At 63.6% G+C, this 19,044-nt stretch carries 13 protein-coding genes and 2 tRNA genes; all 15 read right to left on the bottom strand.

Going from position 1 to position 19,044, the window contains the following annotated elements; genetic code table 11:
* Window positions 1-280: 280 nt before the first annotated feature.
* The 15 genes from tuf (ACZK08_RS03605) to ACZK08_RS03535 all read right to left on the bottom strand — a co-directional run bounded on the left by tuf (ACZK08_RS03605) (window position 281) and on the right by ACZK08_RS03535 (window position 19,021).
* Window positions 281-1,471 carry an elongation factor Tu gene (gene tuf / locus ACZK08_RS03605; protein WP_065176003.1) on the bottom strand — a complete coding sequence of 397 codons (1,191 nt, stop codon included), beginning with the start codon at window positions 1,469-1,471 and terminating at the stop codon, window positions 281-283.
* Between the two features lie 52 nt (window positions 1,472-1,523).
* Complete coding sequence (fusA, locus tag ACZK08_RS03600; protein WP_049470847.1) at window positions 1,524-3,665, bottom strand: elongation factor G; 2,142 nt, start codon at window positions 3,663-3,665, stop codon at window positions 1,524-1,526.
* Window positions 3,666-3,803: 138 nt separating this feature from the next.
* A complete protein-coding gene (gene rpsG / locus ACZK08_RS03595; RefSeq protein WP_053519957.1) occupies window positions 3,804-4,277 on the bottom strand; it encodes a 30S ribosomal protein S7 in 474 nt (157 codons plus the stop codon).
* A 12-nt stretch (window positions 4,278-4,289) separates the two neighbouring features.
* Window positions 4,290-4,664, bottom strand: a complete 375-nt coding sequence (rpsL, locus tag ACZK08_RS03590) for a 30S ribosomal protein S12 (RefSeq protein ID WP_004145320.1) — start codon at window positions 4,662-4,664, stop codon at window positions 4,290-4,292.
* A gap of 333 nt (window positions 4,665-4,997) precedes the next feature.
* Complete coding sequence (gene rpoC, locus ACZK08_RS03585; RefSeq protein ID WP_053519956.1) at window positions 4,998-9,221, bottom strand: DNA-directed RNA polymerase subunit beta'; 4,224 nt, start codon at window positions 9,219-9,221, stop codon at window positions 4,998-5,000.
* Window positions 9,222-9,310: 89 nt separating this feature from the next.
* Entirely contained in the window at window positions 9,311-13,465 is a 4,155-nt protein-coding gene (rpoB, locus tag ACZK08_RS03580) for a DNA-directed RNA polymerase subunit beta (protein ID WP_053519955.1), read from the bottom strand.
* Between the two features lie 321 nt (window positions 13,466-13,786).
* Window positions 13,787-14,155 carry a 50S ribosomal protein L7/L12 gene (rplL, locus tag ACZK08_RS03575; protein ID WP_053519954.1) on the bottom strand — a complete coding sequence of 123 codons (369 nt, stop codon included), beginning with the start codon at window positions 14,153-14,155 and terminating at the stop codon, window positions 13,787-13,789.
* Between the two features lie 63 nt (window positions 14,156-14,218).
* Window positions 14,219-14,749, bottom strand: coding sequence for a 50S ribosomal protein L10 (rplJ, locus tag ACZK08_RS03570; RefSeq protein ID WP_065182868.1), 531 nt, complete (start codon window positions 14,747-14,749; stop codon window positions 14,219-14,221).
* Between the two features lie 388 nt (window positions 14,750-15,137).
* Entirely contained in the window at window positions 15,138-15,836 is a 699-nt protein-coding gene (rplA, locus tag ACZK08_RS03565) for a 50S ribosomal protein L1 (RefSeq protein WP_004154350.1), read from the bottom strand.
* A gap of 4 nt (window positions 15,837-15,840) precedes the next feature.
* Window positions 15,841-16,269, bottom strand: a complete 429-nt coding sequence (rplK, locus tag ACZK08_RS03560) for a 50S ribosomal protein L11 (RefSeq protein ID WP_004145248.1) — start codon at window positions 16,267-16,269, stop codon at window positions 15,841-15,843.
* A gap of 231 nt (window positions 16,270-16,500) precedes the next feature.
* Window positions 16,501-17,064, bottom strand: a complete 564-nt coding sequence (gene nusG / locus ACZK08_RS03555) for a transcription termination/antitermination protein NusG (protein ID WP_053519952.1) — start codon at window positions 17,062-17,064, stop codon at window positions 16,501-16,503.
* 10 nt (window positions 17,065-17,074) lie between these two features.
* Window positions 17,075-17,488: a preprotein translocase subunit SecE gene (secE, locus tag ACZK08_RS03550; RefSeq protein WP_053519951.1), complete on the bottom strand. Its 414-nt coding sequence runs from the start codon at window positions 17,486-17,488 to the stop codon at window positions 17,075-17,077.
* A gap of 48 nt (window positions 17,489-17,536) precedes the next feature.
* Window positions 17,537-17,612 (bottom strand) — tRNA-Trp (locus ACZK08_RS03545).
* Window positions 17,613-17,715: 103 nt separating this feature from the next.
* Entirely contained in the window at window positions 17,716-18,906 is a 1,191-nt protein-coding gene (gene tuf / locus ACZK08_RS03540) for an elongation factor Tu (protein WP_065176003.1), read from the bottom strand.
* A 39-nt stretch (window positions 18,907-18,945) separates the two neighbouring features.
* Window positions 18,946-19,021 (bottom strand) — tRNA-Thr (locus tag ACZK08_RS03535).
* Between the last annotated feature and the right edge of the window lie 23 nt (window positions 19,022-19,044).

Below are 19,044 nucleotides of genomic sequence, written 5' to 3'. Positions count from 1 at the left end.
GCCCCATGAAATTCCTGCATACGGACGGCCCGCACTCCTGCAGGCCGACAAGGTCAATCCGTAGACCTCAAAAACGTAGGCAGACCAGTTTCCCGGCCTGCCCAGACGTAGAAGCATAATGGCACGCCAGGCAGCTGTCAACAGTCTCCTGTTGACGCCGCCTGAATGGCCTTGACCCTTCCTGGTCCGGGGAACACAAGGCACATCCTGTGCCTGCTTTCCCATTTTGATACGCCCCGATGCCCTACCCAGGCAACATCGGGGCGCAGAGTCTAACAGATTACTTGATGATCTTCGAGACCACGCCGGCGCCGACGGTGCGGCCACCTTCGCGGATGGCGAAGCGCAGGCCTTCGTCCATCGCGACCGGGTTGATCAGGGTCACGGTCATCTTGACGTTGTCACCCGGCATCACCATTTCCACGCCTTCCGGCAGCTTGGCAGCGCCGGTGATGTCGGTGGTGCGGAAGTAGAACTGCGGGCGGTAGCCGTTGAAGAACGGGGTGTGACGGCCGCCCTCGTCCTTCGACAGCACGTACACTTCGCCTTCGAACTCGGTGTGCGGGGTGATCGAACCCGGCTTGGCCAGAACCTGGCCGCGCTCGACGTCGTCACGCTTGGTGCCGCGCAGCAGCAGACCGGCGTTGTCGCCTGCCTGGCCCTGGTCCAGCAGCTTGCGGAACATTTCCACGCCGGTCACGGTGGTCTTCTGGGTCGGACGGATACCGACGATTTCGATTTCGTCACCAACCTTGATCACGCCGCGCTCGATACGACCGGTCACCACGGTGCCGCGGCCCGAGATCGAGAACACGTCTTCCACCGGCATCAGGAACGGCTTGTCGATCGCACGCTCCGGCTCCGGAATCCAGGTGTCCAGCGCGTCGACCAGCTTCAGGATCGCCGGCACGCCGATCTCGCTCTGGTCGCCTTCCAGCGCCAGGCGGGCCGAACCCGAGATGATCGGGGTGTCGTCGCCCGGGAACTCGTACTTGCTCAGCAGTTCGCGCACTTCCATTTCGACCAGCTCGAGCAGCTCGGCGTCGTCGACCATGTCAGCCTTGTTCAGGAACACCACGATGTACGGCACGCCGACCTGACGCGACAGCAGGATGTGCTCGCGGGTCTGCGGCATCGGGCCGTCAGCGGCCGAGCACACCAGGATCGCGCCGTCCATCTGGGCAGCACCGGTGATCATGTTCTTGACGTAGTCAGCGTGGCCCGGGCAGTCAACGTGGGCGTAGTGACGGGTCGGGGATTCGTATTCGACGTGCGCGGTCGAGATCGTGATACCACGAGCCTTTTCTTCCGGTGCGGCGTCGATGGCGTCATACGCCTTGAACTCGCCACCGAAGCGCTCGGCGCCGATCTTGGTCAGCGCGGCGGTCAGCGTGGTCTTGCCGTGGTCGACGTGACCGATGGTGCCGACGTTGACGTGCGGCTTGGTGCGCTCGAACTTACCCTTTGCCATTGTTATATACCTTGATTGTTCGTAAGTGGTTTCAAGAGAGGCTGAGCGAGGCTCAGCCCTTCTTCATGACGGCTTCGGCGATGTTGGTCGGAGCCGGCTCGTAGTGATCGAATTCCATGGTGAAGGTGGCGCGGCCCTGGGTCTGCGAACGCAGCGCAGTGGCGTAGCCGAACATTTCACCCAGCGGGATCATCGCGTTGATGATGCTGGCCGAACCGTCACCGGTGGTGTCGGAACCCTGCAGCACGCCGCGACGACGGCTGACGTCGCCCATCACGTCACCCTGGTAATCCTCCGGGGTCACGATCTCGACCTTCATGATCGGCTCCAGCAGCACCGGCTTGGCCTTGGCGAAGCCCTGCTTGAAGGCCATCGACGAAGCCAGCTTGAACGCCATTTCCGAGGAGTCGACGTCGTGGTACGAACCGAACACCAGCTTCACCTTGACATCCACGACCGGGAAGCCAGCCAGCGGGCCGCTGGTGATGGTTTCGCGCAGGCCCTTCTCGACCGACGGAATGAATTCCTTCGGGATCACGCCGCCGGTGATGTCGTTGATGAACAGGAAGTCGTCCTTGATGGCCGGAGCCAGCTTCGGATCGGCACGGTCTTCAGCGGTGATCGGCGACAGCTCGATCACGACGTGACCGTACTGACCCTTACCACCGGACTGCTTGGCGTGCTTGTAGTCCGACTTGACGTCGGCCAGGGTGATCGTTTCGCGGTAGGCCACCTGCGGCGCACCGACGTTGGCTTCAACGTTGAACTCGCGCTTCAGGCGGTCGACGATGATGTCCAGGTGCAGCTCGCCCATGCCGGAGATGATGGTCTGGCCGGATTCTTCGTCGGTCTTGACGCGGAACGACGGATCTTCCTGCGCCAGACGACCCAGGGCCAGACCCATCTTTTCCTGGTCCGACTTGGTCTTCGGCTCGACGGCCATCGAGATCACCGGCTCCGGGAACGTCATGCGCTCCAGGATGATCGGGGCGTCCACGGCGCACAGGGTGTCACCGGTAGTGGTGTCCTTCAGGCCCACGGCCGCAGCGATGTCACCCGCCAGAACTTCCTTGATTTCCTCGCGGTTGTTCGAGTGCATCTGCAGGATGCGGCCGATGCGCTCCTTCTTGCCCTTCACCGAGTTCAGCACGGTGTCACCACCGTTCAGCGTGCCCGAGTAGACGCGGAAGAAGGTCAGCGCGCCGACGAACGGGTCGGTGATGATCTTGAAGGCCAGCGACGAGAACGGCGCCTTGTCATCCGACTTGCGGGTCATCTCGACGGTATCGTCGTCGACGTCCACGCCCTTCACGTCCGGCACATCGACCGGCGACGGCAGCAGCTGGATCACGCCGTCCAGCATGGCCTGCACGCCCTTGTTCTTGAACGCCGAGCCGCAGTACATCGGCACGATCTCGGTGGCCAGGGTGCGGGTACGCAGCGCGTTGATGATTTCAGCCTCGGCCAGCTCTTCGCCGCCCAGGTACTTCTCCATCAGCTCTTCGCTGGCTTCGGCAGCGGTCTCGACCATGAACTGGCGGGCTTCTTCAGCAGCTGCCTGCAGTTCAGCCGGGATGTCGCTGTACTCGAACTTCATGCCCTGCGAGGCTTCATCCCAGTGGATGGCCTTCATCTTCAGCAGGTCGACGACGCCCTTGAAGTTGTCTTCAGCGCCGATCGGCAGCTGCATCGGCACGGCAACCGCGCCCAGCTTGGCCTTCAGCTGGCCGACGACCTTCTGGAAGTTGGCACCGGTACGGTCCATCTTGTTGACGAACGCGATGCGCGGCACGTGGTACTTGTTGGCCTGGCGCCACACGGTTTCCGACTGCGGCTGCACGCCACCGACGGCACACAGCACGAACACCGCACCGTCGAGCACGCGCAGCGAGCGCTCCACTTCGATGGTGAAGTCGACGTGCCCGGGGGTGTCGATGATGTTGAAGCGATGCTCCGGCAGGGACTTGTCCATGCCCTTCCAGAACGCGGTGGTGGCAGCGGACTGGATCGTGATGCCACGCTCCTGCTCCTGCTCCATCCAGTCCATGGTGGCGGCGCCGTCATGCACTTCACCGATCTTGTGGCTCTTGCCGGTGTAGAACAGGATGCGCTCGGACGTGGTGGTCTTGCCGGCATCGATGTGAGCCATGATGCCGAAGTTACGGTAACGCTCGATGGGAGTGGAACGGGCCACGGGGAGCCTCTCAGATTTCTTGGATTTCGGATGGCCGAACGCCGCCTTTCGGCGGCCTTCGGGTTGGCGCAGTCCTTCTGGGACCGCGAGGCAGCACCTAGGTGGTGCTGCCCTGCCTGTTTTGCAAGGCCGTCAAACTCACCAGCGGTAGTGGGCGAATGCCTTGTTGGCTTCGGCCATGCGGTGGGTTTCTTCGCGCTTCTTGATGGCGCCACCACGGTTTTCCGAGGCGTCGATCAGTTCAGCAGCCAGCTTCTTCGGCATGGTGTTCTCACCACGCTTGCGCGCGGAGTCGATCAGCCAGCGCATGGCCAGAGCCATCTTGCGCGAGGCACGCACTTCGACCGGCACCTGGTAGGTGGCACCGCCGACGCGACGCGACTTGACTTCGACCGCCGGAGCGACGTTGTCCAGCGCCTTCTGTACCAGCTCGATGGCGTTGGCGCTGCTGTTCTTCTCGGTGATCACGTCCATGGCGCCGTACACGATCTTTTCGGCGACGGACTTCTTGCCGCTCTGCATGACCATGTTGATGAAGCGGGCGATGGTTTCGCTTCCGTGCTTCGGATCGGGCAGGACGGAACGCTGCGGAGTATTACCCTTACGCGACATAGTGCTCTCTCCTTAGGCCTTCGGACGCTTGGCGCCGTACTTGGAACGGGCCTGGCGACGCTTGGCAACGCCGGCGGCGTCGAGCGAGCCACGAACGGTGTGGTAACGCACACCCGGCAGGTCCTTGACGCGACCGCCGCGGATCAGGACCACGGAGTGCTCCTGCAGGTTGTGGCCTTCACCACCGATGTAGGAAATCACTTCTTCCTGGTTGGTCAGGCGGACCTTGGCAACCTTGCGAAGGGCCGAGTTCGGCTTCTTCGGAGTGGTGGTGTAGACACGGGTGCAGACGCCACGGCGCTGCGGGCACTTGTCGAGCGCCGGCGAGGCACTCTTGTAGGTGGTCGCTTGCCGCGGCTTGCGGACCAGCTGGTTGATCGTCGCCATCAGTAGGTTCTTCTGATTGGTGGCCGGAAAATCCGGCCAGAGATGCGGAAATGTTAAAGCAGGCCAAAATTCTGGCCTGCTGAGACAGACGATTGTAGCAACCTGCCAGGAACGACGTCAAACGCGTCCTGTCAAGCCCGTCCCTGATCCCGGAACGTTACTGGGGGGCCTCCATGTACCCCGTTCAGGTTCGACCGGCCCTCCACGGATGGAGCCGCCTGCCGCTACAGCCAGGTCGGACGGCCTGCGCCGCCCTGCCCTTCAAGCCCGCCCGGGCATGTCCCCGGGCGTTACCGCAAAGGTGGGTCCGGCCTTGCGGCCGGACCGGTCACCTCATTCCTCGCCCGCAGCCTGTTCGGTCTCGGCTTCCACTGCCGGAGCCTCGACCGCCGCCGGGGTGCCGGCCAGGGTCTGCATCTCCGACTCGGTGAGGCCGGACGCGCCACGACGGCGCTGGCTGTGGTACGCCAGACCGGTACCGGCCGGAATCAGACGGCCGACGATGACGTTTTCCTTCAGGCCACGCAGGTTGTCCGAGGTGCCGCGCACGGCCGCTTCGGTCAGCACGCGGGTGGTCTCCTGGAACGACGCCGCCGAGATGAACGACTCGGTGGCCAGCGAGGCCTTGGTGATGCCCAGCAGGACCGGATCGAACCGCGCCGGCAGCTCGTTGCGGGTCGACAGGCGGGCATTCTCCTCGATAACGCGCTGGCGTTCGACCTGCTCGCCGTTCAGGAACTTGCTGCTGCCCTGATCGGTGATCTCGACCTTGCGCAGCATCTGGCGGGTGATCACCTCGATGTGCTTGTCGTTGATCTTCACGCCCTGCAGGCGGTACACGTCCTGGATTTCCTTGACCAGGTAGGCCGCCAGCGGTTCGACACCCAGCAGGCGCAGGATGTCCTGCGGGCTCGGCTCGCCGTCAACGATGGTTTCACCCTTGGTGACATGCTCGCCTTCGAACACGATGACCTGGCGGTACTTCGGAATCAGCTCTTCGTGCTCCGAACCATCGGTGTCCTTGATGATCAGGCGCTGCTTGCCCTTGGTGTCCTTGCCGAAGCTGATGATGCCCGAACGCTCGGCCAGCACCGCCGGATCCTTCGGCTTGCGCGCTTCGAAGAGGTCGGCCACGCGCGGCAGACCACCGGTGATGTCGCGGGTCTTCGAGGCTTCCTGCGGGATCTTGGCGACGACGTCACCCACGCCCACCGGGGCGCCATCCTGCAGGTTGACGATCGAGCGCGGCGGCAGCAGGTACTGCGCCGGCAGATCGGTGCCCGGGATCGACAGGTCGTTGCCCTTGGCGTCGACGATGCGCACGATCGGGCGCAGGTCCTTGGCCTGGGTACCACGACGCTTCGGATCGGTGATTTCGCGCGAGGCCAGGCCGGTCAGCTCGTCGGTCTTCTCGATGACGGTGATGCCGTCGACGAAGTCGATGAAGCGGATGAAGCCGGCCACTTCCGACACGATCGGGTGGTTATGCGGATCCCAGTTGGCCACGGTCTGGCCAGCCTTGATCGCATCGCCGTCCTTGGACGTGATGGTCGCACCGTACGGCAGCTTGTAGCGCTCACGCTCACGGCCGTGGGCATCGAGCACCGAGATTTCGCCCGAGCGCGACACTGCCACCAGCGAGCCGTTGGCATGCTCGACCGACTTGAGGTTGCTGAACTTGACCGAGCCGGTGGTCTTGACGGTGATGTTGTCGACCGCAGCAGCTCGCGACGCCGCACCACCGATGTGGAAGGTACGCATGGTCAGCTGGGTACCCGGCTCACCGATGGACTGGGCGGCGATGACGCCGACCGCTTCACCGATGTTGACCAGATGGCCACGGGCCAGATCGCGGCCGTAGCAGCGAGCGCAGACACCGAAGGCCGATTCGCACGAAATCGTCGAACGCACCTTGATGCTCTGCACGCCGGCATCTTCCAGCTTGGCGACCCACTGCTCGTCCAGCAGGGTGTTGCGGGTGACGATCGGATCTTCGTCGTTGCCCGGCAGGAACACGTCCTCGGCAACCACGCGACCCAGCACGCGGTCCTTCAGCGGCTCGACCACGTCACCGCCTTCCACGATCGGGGTCATGATCAGGCCTTCGGTGGTACCGCAATCCACCTCGGTGATCACCACGTCCTGCGCCACGTCGACCAGTCGACGGGTCAGGTAACCCGAGTTCGCGGTCTTCAGCGCGGTATCGGCCAGACCCTTACGGGCACCGTGGGTGGAGTTGAAGTACTCCTGCACGTTCAGGCCTTCGCGGAAGTTCGCCTTGATGGGCGTCTCGATGATCGAGCCGTCCGGGCGGGCCATCAGGCCGCGCATGCCGGCCAGCTGACGGATCTGCGCCTGGCTGCCTCGTGCACCGGAGTCGGCCATGATGTACAGCGAGTTCATCGACTTCTGATCGATGGTCTCACCCTTGGCATTGACGACCTTCTCGGTACCGATGGTGTCCATCATCGCCTTGGCGATGCGCTCGTTGGTGCGCGACCAGATGTCGACCACCTTGTTGTAGCGCTCGCCAGCGGTGACCAGACCCGACTGGTACTGCTCCTGGATTTCCAGCACTTCGGCTTCGGCCTCGGTGAGGATGCCGCGCTTTTCGTCCGGGATCAGCATGTCGTCGATACCGATCGACACGCCGGCGCGGGTTGCGTAGGCGAAGCCGGTGTACATCAGCTTGTCGGCGAACACGACCGTGTCCTTCAGACCCAGCTGACGGTAGCTGGAGTTGATCAGGCGCGAGATGTTCTTCTTGGTCAGCTCGGTGTTGGCCAGCGCGAACGGCAGGCCTTCCGGCAGGATTTCAGCCAGCAGGGCGCGACCGATCGTGGTATCCACGATCGAGGTCTTGTTCTGCTTGTTGCCTTCCTCGTCGGTCACCACCTCGGTGATGCGGACCTTGACCTTGGCGTGCAGTTCCACCACGCGGTTGTCGTAGGCGCGCTTGACTTCGGCGATGTTGGCGAAGGCCATGCCCTCGCCCTTCTTGTTCTCCAGCGAGCGGGTCATGTAGTACAGACCCAGCACGACGTCCTGCGACGGCACGATGATCGGCTCGCCGTTGGCCGGCGACAGGATGTTGTTGGTCGACATCATCAGCGCACGCGCTTCCAGCTGGGCTTCCAGCGAGAGCGGCACGTGGACGGCCATCTGGTCACCGTCAAAGTCGGCGTTGAACGCGGTGCAGACCAGCGGATGCAGCTGGATGGCCTTGCCTTCGATCAGCACCGGCTCGAACGCCTGGATGCCCAGACGGTGCAGGGTCGGCGCGCGGTTCAGCATCACCGGATGCTCGCGGATGACCTCTTCCAGGATGTCCCAGACTTCGGCTTCTTCGCGCTCGACCAGCTTCTTGGCGGCCTTGATGGTGGTGGCCAGGCCACGACGCTGCAGCTTGGCGAACACGAACGGCTTGAACAGCTCCAGCGCCATCTTCTTCGGCAGGCCGCACTGGTGCAGGCGCAGGTACGGACCGACCACGATGACCGAACGGCCCGAGTAGTCCACGCGCTTGCCCAGCAGGTTCTGACGGAAGCGACCCTGCTTGCCCTTGATCATGTCGGCCAGCGACTTCAGCGGGCGCTTGTTGGTGCCGGTGATGGCACGGCCACGGCGACCGTTGTCCAGCAGCGCATCGACCGATTCCTGCAGCATGCGCTTTTCATTGCGCACGATGATGTCCGGCGCGCTCAGTTCGAGCAGGCGGCGCAGGCGGTTGTTGCGGTTGATGACGCGGCGGTACAGGTCGTTCAGGTCGGAGGTCGCGAAGCGGCCACCGTCCAGCGGCACCAGCGGACGCAGGTCCGGCGGCAGCACCGGCAGCACGGTCATCACCATCCATTCCGGACGGTTGCCCGACTCCAGGAAGGCCTCGATCAGCTTGATGCGCTTGGTCAGTCGCTTCAGCTTGGTTTCCGAACCGGTCGCGGCGATCTCCTCGCGCAGGCGGGTCATCTCCGACTGCAGGTCGATCGTGCGCAGCAGTTCGTACACGGCCTCGGCGCCCATGGCGGCGTCGAAGTCGTCACCGTGCTCCTGGCGGGCCTGCAGGTACTGTTCTTCGGTCAGCAGCTGGCGGCGCTCCAGGGCGGTCAGGCCCGGCTCGGTCACCACGTAGGCTTCGAAGTACAGCACGCGCTCGATGTCGCGCAGGGTCATGTCCAGCATCAGGCCGATGCGCGACGGCAGCGACTTGAGGAACCAGATGTGCGCGACCGGCGAGGCCAGGTCGATGTGGCCCATGCGCTCGCGGCGCACCTTGGCCAGGGTCACTTCAGTGCCGCACTTCTCGCAGACCACGCCGCGGTGCTTCATGCGCTTGTACTTGCCGCACAGGCACTCGTAGTCCTTGACCGGGCCGAAGATGGCGGCGCAGAACAGGCCGTCGCGTTCCGGCTTGAAGGTACGGTAGTTGATGGTTTCCGGCTTCTTCACTTCGCCGAAGGACCACGAGCGGATCAGGTCCGGCGAAGCCAGCGCGATCTTGATCGCGTCGAAGTCCAGCGTCTGGCGCTGCTGGTTGAAGAGATTGAGCAGGTCTTTCATGGTGTTCTCCAGAAGGAGGAATGCTGTGTCGATGGGCTTTCAGGTCACTGCCAGCGGCGCGGCGGAGAGAGCCGCCGCGCCGGCATGGATCAGTTGTCTTCCAGTTCCATGTTGATGGCCAGCGAGCGGATTTCCTTCACGAGCACGTTGAAGGATTCCGGCATGCCCGCGACCATCTCGTGCTCACCGTCGACGATGTTCTTGTACATCTGGTTGCGGCCCTGCACGTCATCGGACTTCACCGTCAGCATTTCCTGCAGGGTGTAGGCCGCGCCGTAGGCTTCCAGCGCCCAGACTTCCATTTCACCGAAGCGCTGGCCACCGAACTGCGCCTTGCCGCCCAGCGGCTGCTGGGTGACGAGCGAGTACGGACCGGTCGAACGCGCGTGCATCTTGTCGTCGACCAGGTGGTTCAGCTTCAGGTAGTGCATGTAACCCACGGTGGTGTGGCGATCGAACGCTTCACCGGTGCGGCCGTCGTACAGCTGGGTCTGGCCACTGCTCGGCAGATCGGCCAGTTCCAGCATGCGCTTGATTTCCGCTTCGGTGGCACCGTCGAACACCGGGGTGGCCATCGGCACGCCGTCGGTGAGGTTACGGGCCAGGCGCAGCAGCTCCTCGTCGCTGAACTGCGACAGGTCGACACGGTTGGCCACGTTGGTGTCATCGTGGTTGTAGATGTCGTCCAGGAACCGGCGCAGGTCGGCAACGGCCGCCTGGGCTTCCAGCATCGCCTGGATCTTGCGGCCCAGGCCCTTGGCGGCCCAACCCAGGTGCACTTCCAGGATCTGGCCGATGTTCATACGCGACGGCACGCCCAGCGGGTTCAGCACGATGTCCACGGTTTCGCCCGAGGCCATGTACGGCATGTCCTCGACCGGCACCACGTTGGACACCACACCCTTGTTGCCGTGGCGACCCGCCATCTTGTCGCCCGGCTGGATGCGGCGCTTCACGGCCAGGAACACCTTGACCATCTTCAGCACGCCCGGAGCCAGGTCGTCGCCTGCGGTGATCTTGCCGCGCTTGTCGGCGAAGCGACGCTCGAATTCCTTCTCGTGCGCCTGGATCTGCTTCTGGGCGCGCTCGATGGCTTCCGAAGCGTCCTCGTCCTTCATGCGCAGCACGAACCAGTCAGCCTTCTTCAGGCCGTCCAGGTACGCGTCGGTGATGACGTCACCCTTCTTTAGGCCGGCACCGCCGTTGACCACCTTGCCGACGATCTGCGAACGCAGACGCATGTAGATGGCGGCTTCCAGGATGCGGAACTGGTCGTCGAAGTCCTTCTTGACGCGCTTGATCTCCGACTCTTCGATCTGGCGCGCACGCTTGTCCTTCTCGATGCCGTCGCGGGTGAAGACCTGCACGTCGATGACGGTGCCGTCCATGCCCGGCGGAACGCGCAGCGAGCTGTCCTTAACGTCCGAAGCCTTCTCGCCGAAGATCGCGCGCAGCAGCTTCTCTTCCGGGGTCAGCTGGCTCTCGCCCTTCGGCGTGACCTTGCCGACCAGGATGTCGCCGGCGCGGACTTCCGCACCGATGTACACCACGCCGCTCTCGTCCAGGCGGTTCAGCGCCTGCTCGGAAACGTTCGGGATGTCGGCGGAGATTTCCTCCGGCCCCAGCTTGGTGTCGCGCGCGACGCAGGTCAGCTCTTCGATGTGGATCGTGGTGTAGCGATCCTCTTCCACCACGCGTTCGGAGAGGAGGATGGAGTCTTCGAAGTTGTAGCCGTTCCACGGCATGAACGCGATCAGCATGTTCTGGCCCAGAGCCAGTTCGCCGATGTCGGTGGACGGACCGTCGGCCAGCACGTCGCCGCGGGCGATGACGTCACCCACCTGGACCAGCGGACGCTGGTTGATGCAGGTGTTCTGGTTGGAACGGGTGTACTTGACCAGGTTGTAGATGTCGACGCCGGCGTCGGTGGCACCGACGATCTCTTCCTCGACCACCTTGACCACGATGCGGGCAGCGTCGATCTGCACGATCTCACCGCCACGACGGGCGTTCACGGTCACACCGGAGTCACGCGCCACGGCGCGCTCGATGCCGGTGCCGACCAGCGGCTTCTGCGAACGCAGGGTCGGCACGGCCTGACGCTGCATGTTCGCGCCCATCAGTGCGCGGTTGGCGTCATCGTGCTCCAGGAACGGCACCAGCGCGGCCGCGATCGACACGGTCTGCATCGGCGAGACGTCCATGAAGTGGACCTCCGCCGGCGGCTTCAGCAGCGACTCGCCCTGGTAGCGGCACGGCACGAACTGCTCGGTCAGCATGCTCTTGGCATCGGTCAGGGCGTTGGCCTGGGCGATGACGTACTCGTTTTCCTCGATCGCCGACAGGAACTCGATCTCGTCGGAGACCTTGCCGTCCACGACCTTGCGGTACGGGGTCTCGAGGAAACCGTACTGGTTGGTGCGGGCGTACACGGCCAGCGAGTTGATCAGGCCGATGTTCGGGCCTTCCGGCGTTTCGATGGTGCAGACGCGGCCGTAGTGGGTCGGGTGCACGTCGCGCACTTCGAAGCCGGCGCGCTCACGGGTCAGGCCGCCCGGGCCCAGGGCCGAGACGCGACGCTTGTGGGTCACTTCCGACAGCGGGTTGTTCTGATCCATGAACTGCGACAGCTGCGAGGAGCCGAAGAACTCCTTGATGGCGGCAGCGACCGGCTTGGCGTTGATCAGTTCCTGCGGCGTCAGGCCTTCGGACTCGGCCATCGACAGGCGTTCCTTGACCGCGCGCTCGACGCGGACCAGGCCGACGCGGAACACGTTCTCGGCCATTTCACCGACCGAACGCACGCGACGGTTGCCCAGATGATCGATGTCGTCGACCACGCCGCGACCATTGCGGATCTCGGTCAGGACCTTGATCACGTCCAGGATGTCGGAGCTGTCGCCATGGGCAGCGACCAGGCGCTTGGACTCTTCGTCGTTGCGCTCACCGAAGTACTTGCTGTCGTACAGCACGGCTTCGCCGGTGGTTTCCTTGCGGCCCACGCGACGGTTGAACTTCATGCGGCCGACCGCGGACAGGTCGTAGCGCTCGAAGGTGAAGAACAGGTTGTGGAACAGGTTCTGCGCGGCGTCCTTGGTCGGCGGCTCGCCCGGACGCATCATGCGGTAGATCTCGACCAGTGCTTCCAGCTGGGTCTTGGTCGGATCGATGCGCAGGGTGTTGGACAGGTACGGACCACGATCCAGGTCGTTCACCCACAGGGTACCGACCGCATCGACGCCTGCCTTGCGGAAGTTCTGCAGCTGCTCTTCGCTGATCTCGTCATTGGCCTGGGCCAGCAGTTCGCCGGTCGAGGCATCAACCACGTCGTGCGACAGGATGCGGCCGACCAGGTAGTCGTCCGGCACGGCCAGGGCCGCAATGCCCGAGGCTTCCAGCTGCTTGATGTGGCGCGCGGTGATGCGCTTGCCGGCTTCCACGATGACCTTGTCGCCGTCGGCGAGGTCGAAGCCCAGGGTTTCGCCACGCAGGCGCTCCGGCACCAGCTCCAGCTGGACGCCTTCATCCGGGTTGATGTGGAAGGTGTTGATCTCGAAGAACTCGGCCAGCATCTCTTCGTTGCTGTAGCCAAGCGCGCGCAGCAGGATCGACACCGGCAGCTTGCGGCGGCGGTCGATACGGGTGAACAGCGCGTCCTTCGGGTCGAACTCGAAGTCCAGCCAGGAACCGCGGTAGGGAATGATGCGGGCGCTGTACAGCAGCTTGCCCGAGCTGTGGGTCTTGCCGCGGTCGTGGTCGAAGAACACGCCCGGCGAGCGGTGCAGCTGCGAGACGATGACGCGCTCGGTGCCGTTGACGATGAAGGTGCCGTTCTCGGTCATCAGCGGGATTTCGCCCAGATAGACCTCCTGCTCCTTCACGTACTTGATGGCCTTGGTCGACGACTCGCGGTCGTAGATCACCAGGCGCACGGTCACGCGCAGCGGAGCGCCGTAGCTCATGCCGCGCTGGCGGCATTCACGTTCGTCGAAGACCGGCTCGCCCAGCTTGTAGCCGACGTACTCCAGGGCGGCATTGCCGCTGTAGCTGGCGATCGGGAAGACCGACTTCAGCGCGGCGTGCAGGCCATGATCGGCACGCTTGGCCGGATCGATGTTCTCCTGCAGGAAATCACGGTAGGAATCCACCTGGATCGCGAGCAGGAACGGCACTTCGAGAATCGAGCGCTGCTTGCCGAAATCCTTGCGGATACGCTTCTTTTCGGTGAACGAATAGGACGTCATGAGGTCTTCCACCTTGTTGTGCGGGCCGTGCGTCCACGACCCTGAAGGGAACTTTGAAATTGTCAGTTGGAAGTCGCTGGTATTGCCGGCACCAGCACGCCTTCTCCCGCTACTTCCAACTGCCAACTCGTCTGCATCTACTTCCCTGCTGCCGCGCGATGCGCGGGCGTGCCGGGATTTGACCGCAGCCCGTGTTGGGCTTTCTACCGCCTGATTCCACCCGCGCAGTACGCGGGCCTGCAACAACGACCAAAGGCCGGGGGCTTACGCCCCCAGCCTTGGCTGCATCGCCGAGAATCGATGACGATGCAAAGGAAGTGCTTACTTGACTTCGACAGTCGCGCCAGCAGCTTCCAGGTCCTTCTTCATCTTCTCGGCGTCGTCCTTCGAAGCGCCTTCCTTCAGGACGCCACCGGCTTCGGCCAGGTCCTTCGCTTCCTTCAGGCCCAGGCCGGTGATGGCGCGGACGGCCTTGATGACTTCGACCTTCTTCTCGCCGGCCGACTTCAGGGTGACGGTGAACTCGGTCTGCTCTTCAACAGCAGCGGCCGGGCCAGCGGCAGCAGCCACGGCAACCGGAGCAGCGGCGGAGACGCCGAACTTCTCTTCGATGGCCTTGACCAGCTCCATCACTTCCATCAGGGACTTCTCGGCGATGGCGTCGACGATCTGTTCGTTGGTAAGGGACATGATTAATACCTTTGGATGATTTTCTGGGTTGAGGTTCCGTCAGGAACCACGGTAAGTCGAAACTCAGGCGGTCTCGGCGGCCGGCTCGGCAGCGGCGCTTTCGCCACCACCCTGCTTCTCGCCAACAGCCTTGATGGCGCGGGCGAACATCGTGACCGGCTCGGTCAGGACGCGGGCCAGCATGGCCAGGGCCTGATCGCGGGTCGGCAGCGAGGCCAGCACGTCGACGTGGCTTGCCGGGAACACTTCGCCACCGATGGCGACGACCTTAGCCTTCAGCTTGTCGTTGCCCTTGGCGGCTTCCTTGATCAGGCGACCGGCAGCGCCGGGCTCCTCGAGCGAGAACGCGTACAGCAGCGGACCAACCATCTGGTCCTGGGCCACGGCGAACTCGGTGCCTTCAACGGCGCGCGAAGCCAGGGTGTTCTTGACAACCTTCAAGAAAACACCGGTTTCACGAGCCTGCTTGCGCATCGCGGTCATCTGGGCGACCGTGGTGCCAGCGTATTCGGCTGCGATCAAGGAGTGGGCCTTGGCGGCGACGTCTGCCAGCTCGGCGACTACTTCTTGCTTCTGGGACAGATTGAGAGCCATTGCACTCCTCCAATTGAACTCCGCTTACGGCTCCTGCCGTGTGCGGTCCTGTGCGGCATCCGTCCTGGACGCCGGGAACACCAGGATGATGTTCCGGGGGGTGGGCCGTTCTAGACCTGGAGTGGGCCAACCTGGGAAACCCAGACGTGCGTGAACCAGAAAAACTCCAGAAGGGCACCATCTACGCAGGGTGATTCCGGGGAATCGATTAAGCGTTCATGACTGTTCCGGCGGCGACTCCCTGCCATATCGAGCTTCCGTGCCCGTCGCCGGCCCTGCCACGACCGCGCCTGCGGTCTTTGACGGCTACCGCAGGCGGTGGGCTGCCTGCGATGCCTTCAAATGTCACGGTCACGGCACCCGAAAGTACCGTGACCGCTTGAAACAATTACTTCAGGGTCAGCGACGACTGGTCGACGGTGACGCCCGGGCCCATCGTCGAGCTGACCGAAACCTTCTGCAGGTAGGTGCCCTTCGAGGTGGCCGGCTTGGCCTTGATCAGGTCCAGCAGCAGCGCGGTCAGGTTCGACTTCAGCGCGTCTTCGGCGAAGTCGGCCTTGCCGATGGTGCAGTGGATGATGCCAGCCTTGTCGGTGCGGTAACGGACCTGGCCCGACTTGGCGTTCTTCACGGCTTCACCCGGGTTCGGGGAAACGGTGCCGACCTTCGGGTTCGGCATCAGGCCGCGCGGGCCCAGCACGGTGCCCAGCTTACCGACAACGCGCATGGCGTCCGGGGTCGCGATGACGACGTCGTAGTTCAGATCGCCGGCCTGCATCTTCTCGGCCAGGTCATCCATGCCGACGGCTTCGGCGCCAGCGGCCAGGGCTTCATCAGCCTTGGCACCGGCCGGAGCGAACACGGCAACGCGGACCGACTTGCCGGTACCGGCCGGCAGGACGGTGGAGCCACGGACCTGCTGGTCGGACTTCTTCGCGTCGACGCCCAGGCGCACAGCAACGTCGATCGACTCGACGAACTTGGCCTTGGTGGCGCTCTTCAGGATGTTGATCGCGTCCTCGAAGGCGTAAGCCTTGCCCGGAACGACGGCGGCCTTGATGGCCTTCTCACGCTTGGTCTGTGCCATCTTCTTAACCCTCCACCACGAGGCCCATGGAACGGGCAGAGCCAGCGATGGTACGCACGGCGGCGTCCAGGTCGGCGGCAGTCAGGTCCGGTTCCTTCGCCTTGGCGATCTCTTCCAGCTGCTTACGGGTGACCTTGCCGACCTTCTCGGTGTTCGGGCGCTTGGAGCCCGACGAGATGCCAGCGGCCTTCTTCAGCAGGGTGGTGGCCGGGGTGCTCTTGGTGATGAAGGTGAACGTACGGTCCGAGTAGGCCGTGATGATCACCGGAACCGGCAGACCCGGCTCGAGCTTCTGCGTGGCAGCGTTGAACGCCTTGCAGAATTCCATGATGTTCAGGCCGCGCTGACCCAGCGCAGGACCGACCGGCGGCGAGGGGTTGGCCTGACCGGCCTTCACCTGCAGCTTGATGTAACCGACAACTTTCTTTGCCATGTGAGTACTCTCCGGGTGCTAGCGCCTTTCGACAACAGGCTCCCCATCGGACCGGGAATCACGCGTCCCGGCATCGCGTTTTGAAATCATGCCGAAGGCCACCTTGCGGTGGCCTCGTCCTGCTGGCTTCCCAGCGGGGAGCCGCGCACTATATCAGATTTTGGGCGCCCTGTCTGAACAGGGAGGGCGACCTGAAGGCTGCCAGCCCGTGGCCGGCAGCATCACCGGGCATCAGCCGGTCTGCTTCTCGACCTGGCCGAACTCGAGCTCGACCGGGGTGGCACGACCGAAGATCAGCACCGAGACGCGCAGACGGCTCTTCTCGTAGTTGACTTCTTCGACCACACCATTGAAATCGTTGAACGGACCATCGGTGACGCGGACCATCTGGCCCGGCTCGAACAGCACCTTCGGACGCGGCTTCTCGACACCTTCCTGAACGCGGTTCAGGATGGACTCGGCTTCGGAATCGGCAATCGGCAGCGGACGATCGGCGGTACCGCCGATGAAGCCCATCACGCGCGGGGTTTCCTTGACCAAGTGCCAGCTTTCGTTGTCGATGCGCGGAATACCGGCTTCTTCGTGGGTCTCGATCTGGACCAGCACGTAACCCGGGAAGAACTTGCGCTCGGACCGGCGCTTCTGGCCGGCGCGCATCTCGATCACTTCCTCGGTCGGAACCAGGACGTCGCCGAAGCGCTCTTCCATGCCATCACGGACGATGCGATCACGCAGAGCCTGCGCCACCGACTTCTCGAAGCCCGAATAGGCGTGAACGACGTACCAACGCTTCATGCAATTCTCCTTAGCGGCTCAGGAACCACTGAGTCAGTTTCTGGATCAGGAAGTCGAAGCCACCCAGCAGCAGGCTGAGGATGAGCACCACGACAATCACGACCCAGGTCATGCGAACGGCTTCCTGGCGCGTCGGCCAGACCACCTTGCGCAGTTCGAAGCGCGACTCGGAGAGGAATTCGCGGGTGTCGCGCCCCTTGCCGGTCAGCATGAACACGCCGATACCGCCAACCAGACCGACCACGACCGCCAACGCACGCAGCTGACCCGCCCACGCGCCCAGCTGGGCGGCGCGACCGGAGTCGGCGGAGAACCAGAACCAGACGAACAGACCCGCCAGCACCAGCAGGGATGCGGCAACGTACTTGACGATATCTCCACCGCTGGCGGAGGTGTCCTTGGAATGTTCGATCTTGCTATTCATCCGGTGTGTCTGCTTTAGCGGCAAGAGCCGCTGGATAAGGTGGGCAGATGGCACGCCAGGAGGGACTCGAACCCCCAACCTGCGGTTTTGGAGACCGCTGCTCTGCCAATTGAGCTACTGGCGTACGTTTTGAAACTTGCCTTCCCTTAGACGGCGAAGGCGGACCGAGGTTCCCGGCCCGCCACTCGCGCGACCGGCAGCGCTATGCAACCGCCGGTACTGCAGGCTTACTTGATGATCTTCGAGACCACGCCGGCGCCGACGGTGCGGCCACCTTCGCGGATGGCGAAGCGCAGGCCTTCGTCCATCGCGACCGGGTTGATCAGGGTCACGGTCATCTTGACGTTGTCACCCGGCATCACCATTTCCACGCCTTCCGGCAGCTTGGCAGCGCCGGTGATGTCGGTGGTGCGGAAGTAGAACTGCGGGCGGTAGCCGTTGAAGAACGGGGTGTGACGGCCGCCCTCGTCCTTCGACAGCACGTACACTTCGCCTTCGAACTCGGTGTGCGGGGTGATCGAACCCGGCTTGGCCAGAACCTGGCCGCGCTCGACGTCGTCACGCTTGGTGCCGCGCAGCAGCAGACCGGCGTTGTCGCCTGCCTGGCCCTGGTCCAGCAGCTTGCGGAACATTTCCACGCCGGTCACGGTGGTCTTCTGGGTCGGACGGATACCGACGATTTCGATTTCGTCACCAACCTTGATCACGCCGCGCTCGATACGACCGGTCACCACGGTGCCGCGGCCCGAGATCGAGAACACGTCTTCCACCGGCATCAGGAACGGCTTGTCGATCGCACGCTCCGGCTCCGGAATCCAGGTGTCCAGCGCGTCGACCAGCTTCAGGATCGCCGGCACGCCGATCTCGCTCTGGTCGCCTTCCAGCGCCAGGCGGGCCGAACCCGAGATGATCGGGGTGTCGTCGCCCGGGAACTCGTACTTGCTCAGCAGTTCGCGCACTTCCATTTCGACCAGCTCGAGCAGCTCGGCGTCGTCGACCATGTCAGCCTTGTTCAGGAACACCACGATGTACGGCACGCCGACCTGACGCGACAGCAGGATGTGCTCGCGGGTCTGCGGCATCGGGCCGTCAGCGGCCGAGCACACCAGGATCGCGCCGTCCATCTGGGCGGCACCGGTGATCATGTTCTTGACGTAGTCAGCGTGGCCCGGGCAGTCAACGTGGGCGTAGTGACGGGTCGGGGATTCGTATTCGACGTGCGCGGTCGAGATCGTGATGCCACGAGCCTTTTCTTCCGGTGCGGCGTCGATGGCGTCATACGCCTTGAACTCGCCACCGAAGCGCTCGGCGCCGATCTTGGTCAGCGCGGCGGTCAGCGTGGTCTTGCCGTGGTCGACGTGACCGATGGTGCCGACGTTGACGTGCGGCTTGGTGCGCTCGAACTTACCCTTGGCCATGGCTGCTTATCTCGAATTCGTCTGGTGTGGTGCTGAAGATGGTGCTCACGAAAGGAATCGAACCTTCGACCTCTTCCTTACCAAGGAAGTGCTCTACCGACTGAGCTACGTGAGCGAGTTTTGCATTATGGCATGAAC

It is taken from the genome of Stenotrophomonas sp. 112478_Sma (genome assembly GCF_056479905.1).
Note: the sequence above shows the minus strand (reverse complement) of the source record. Positions and strands in the feature narration are given on the sequence as shown.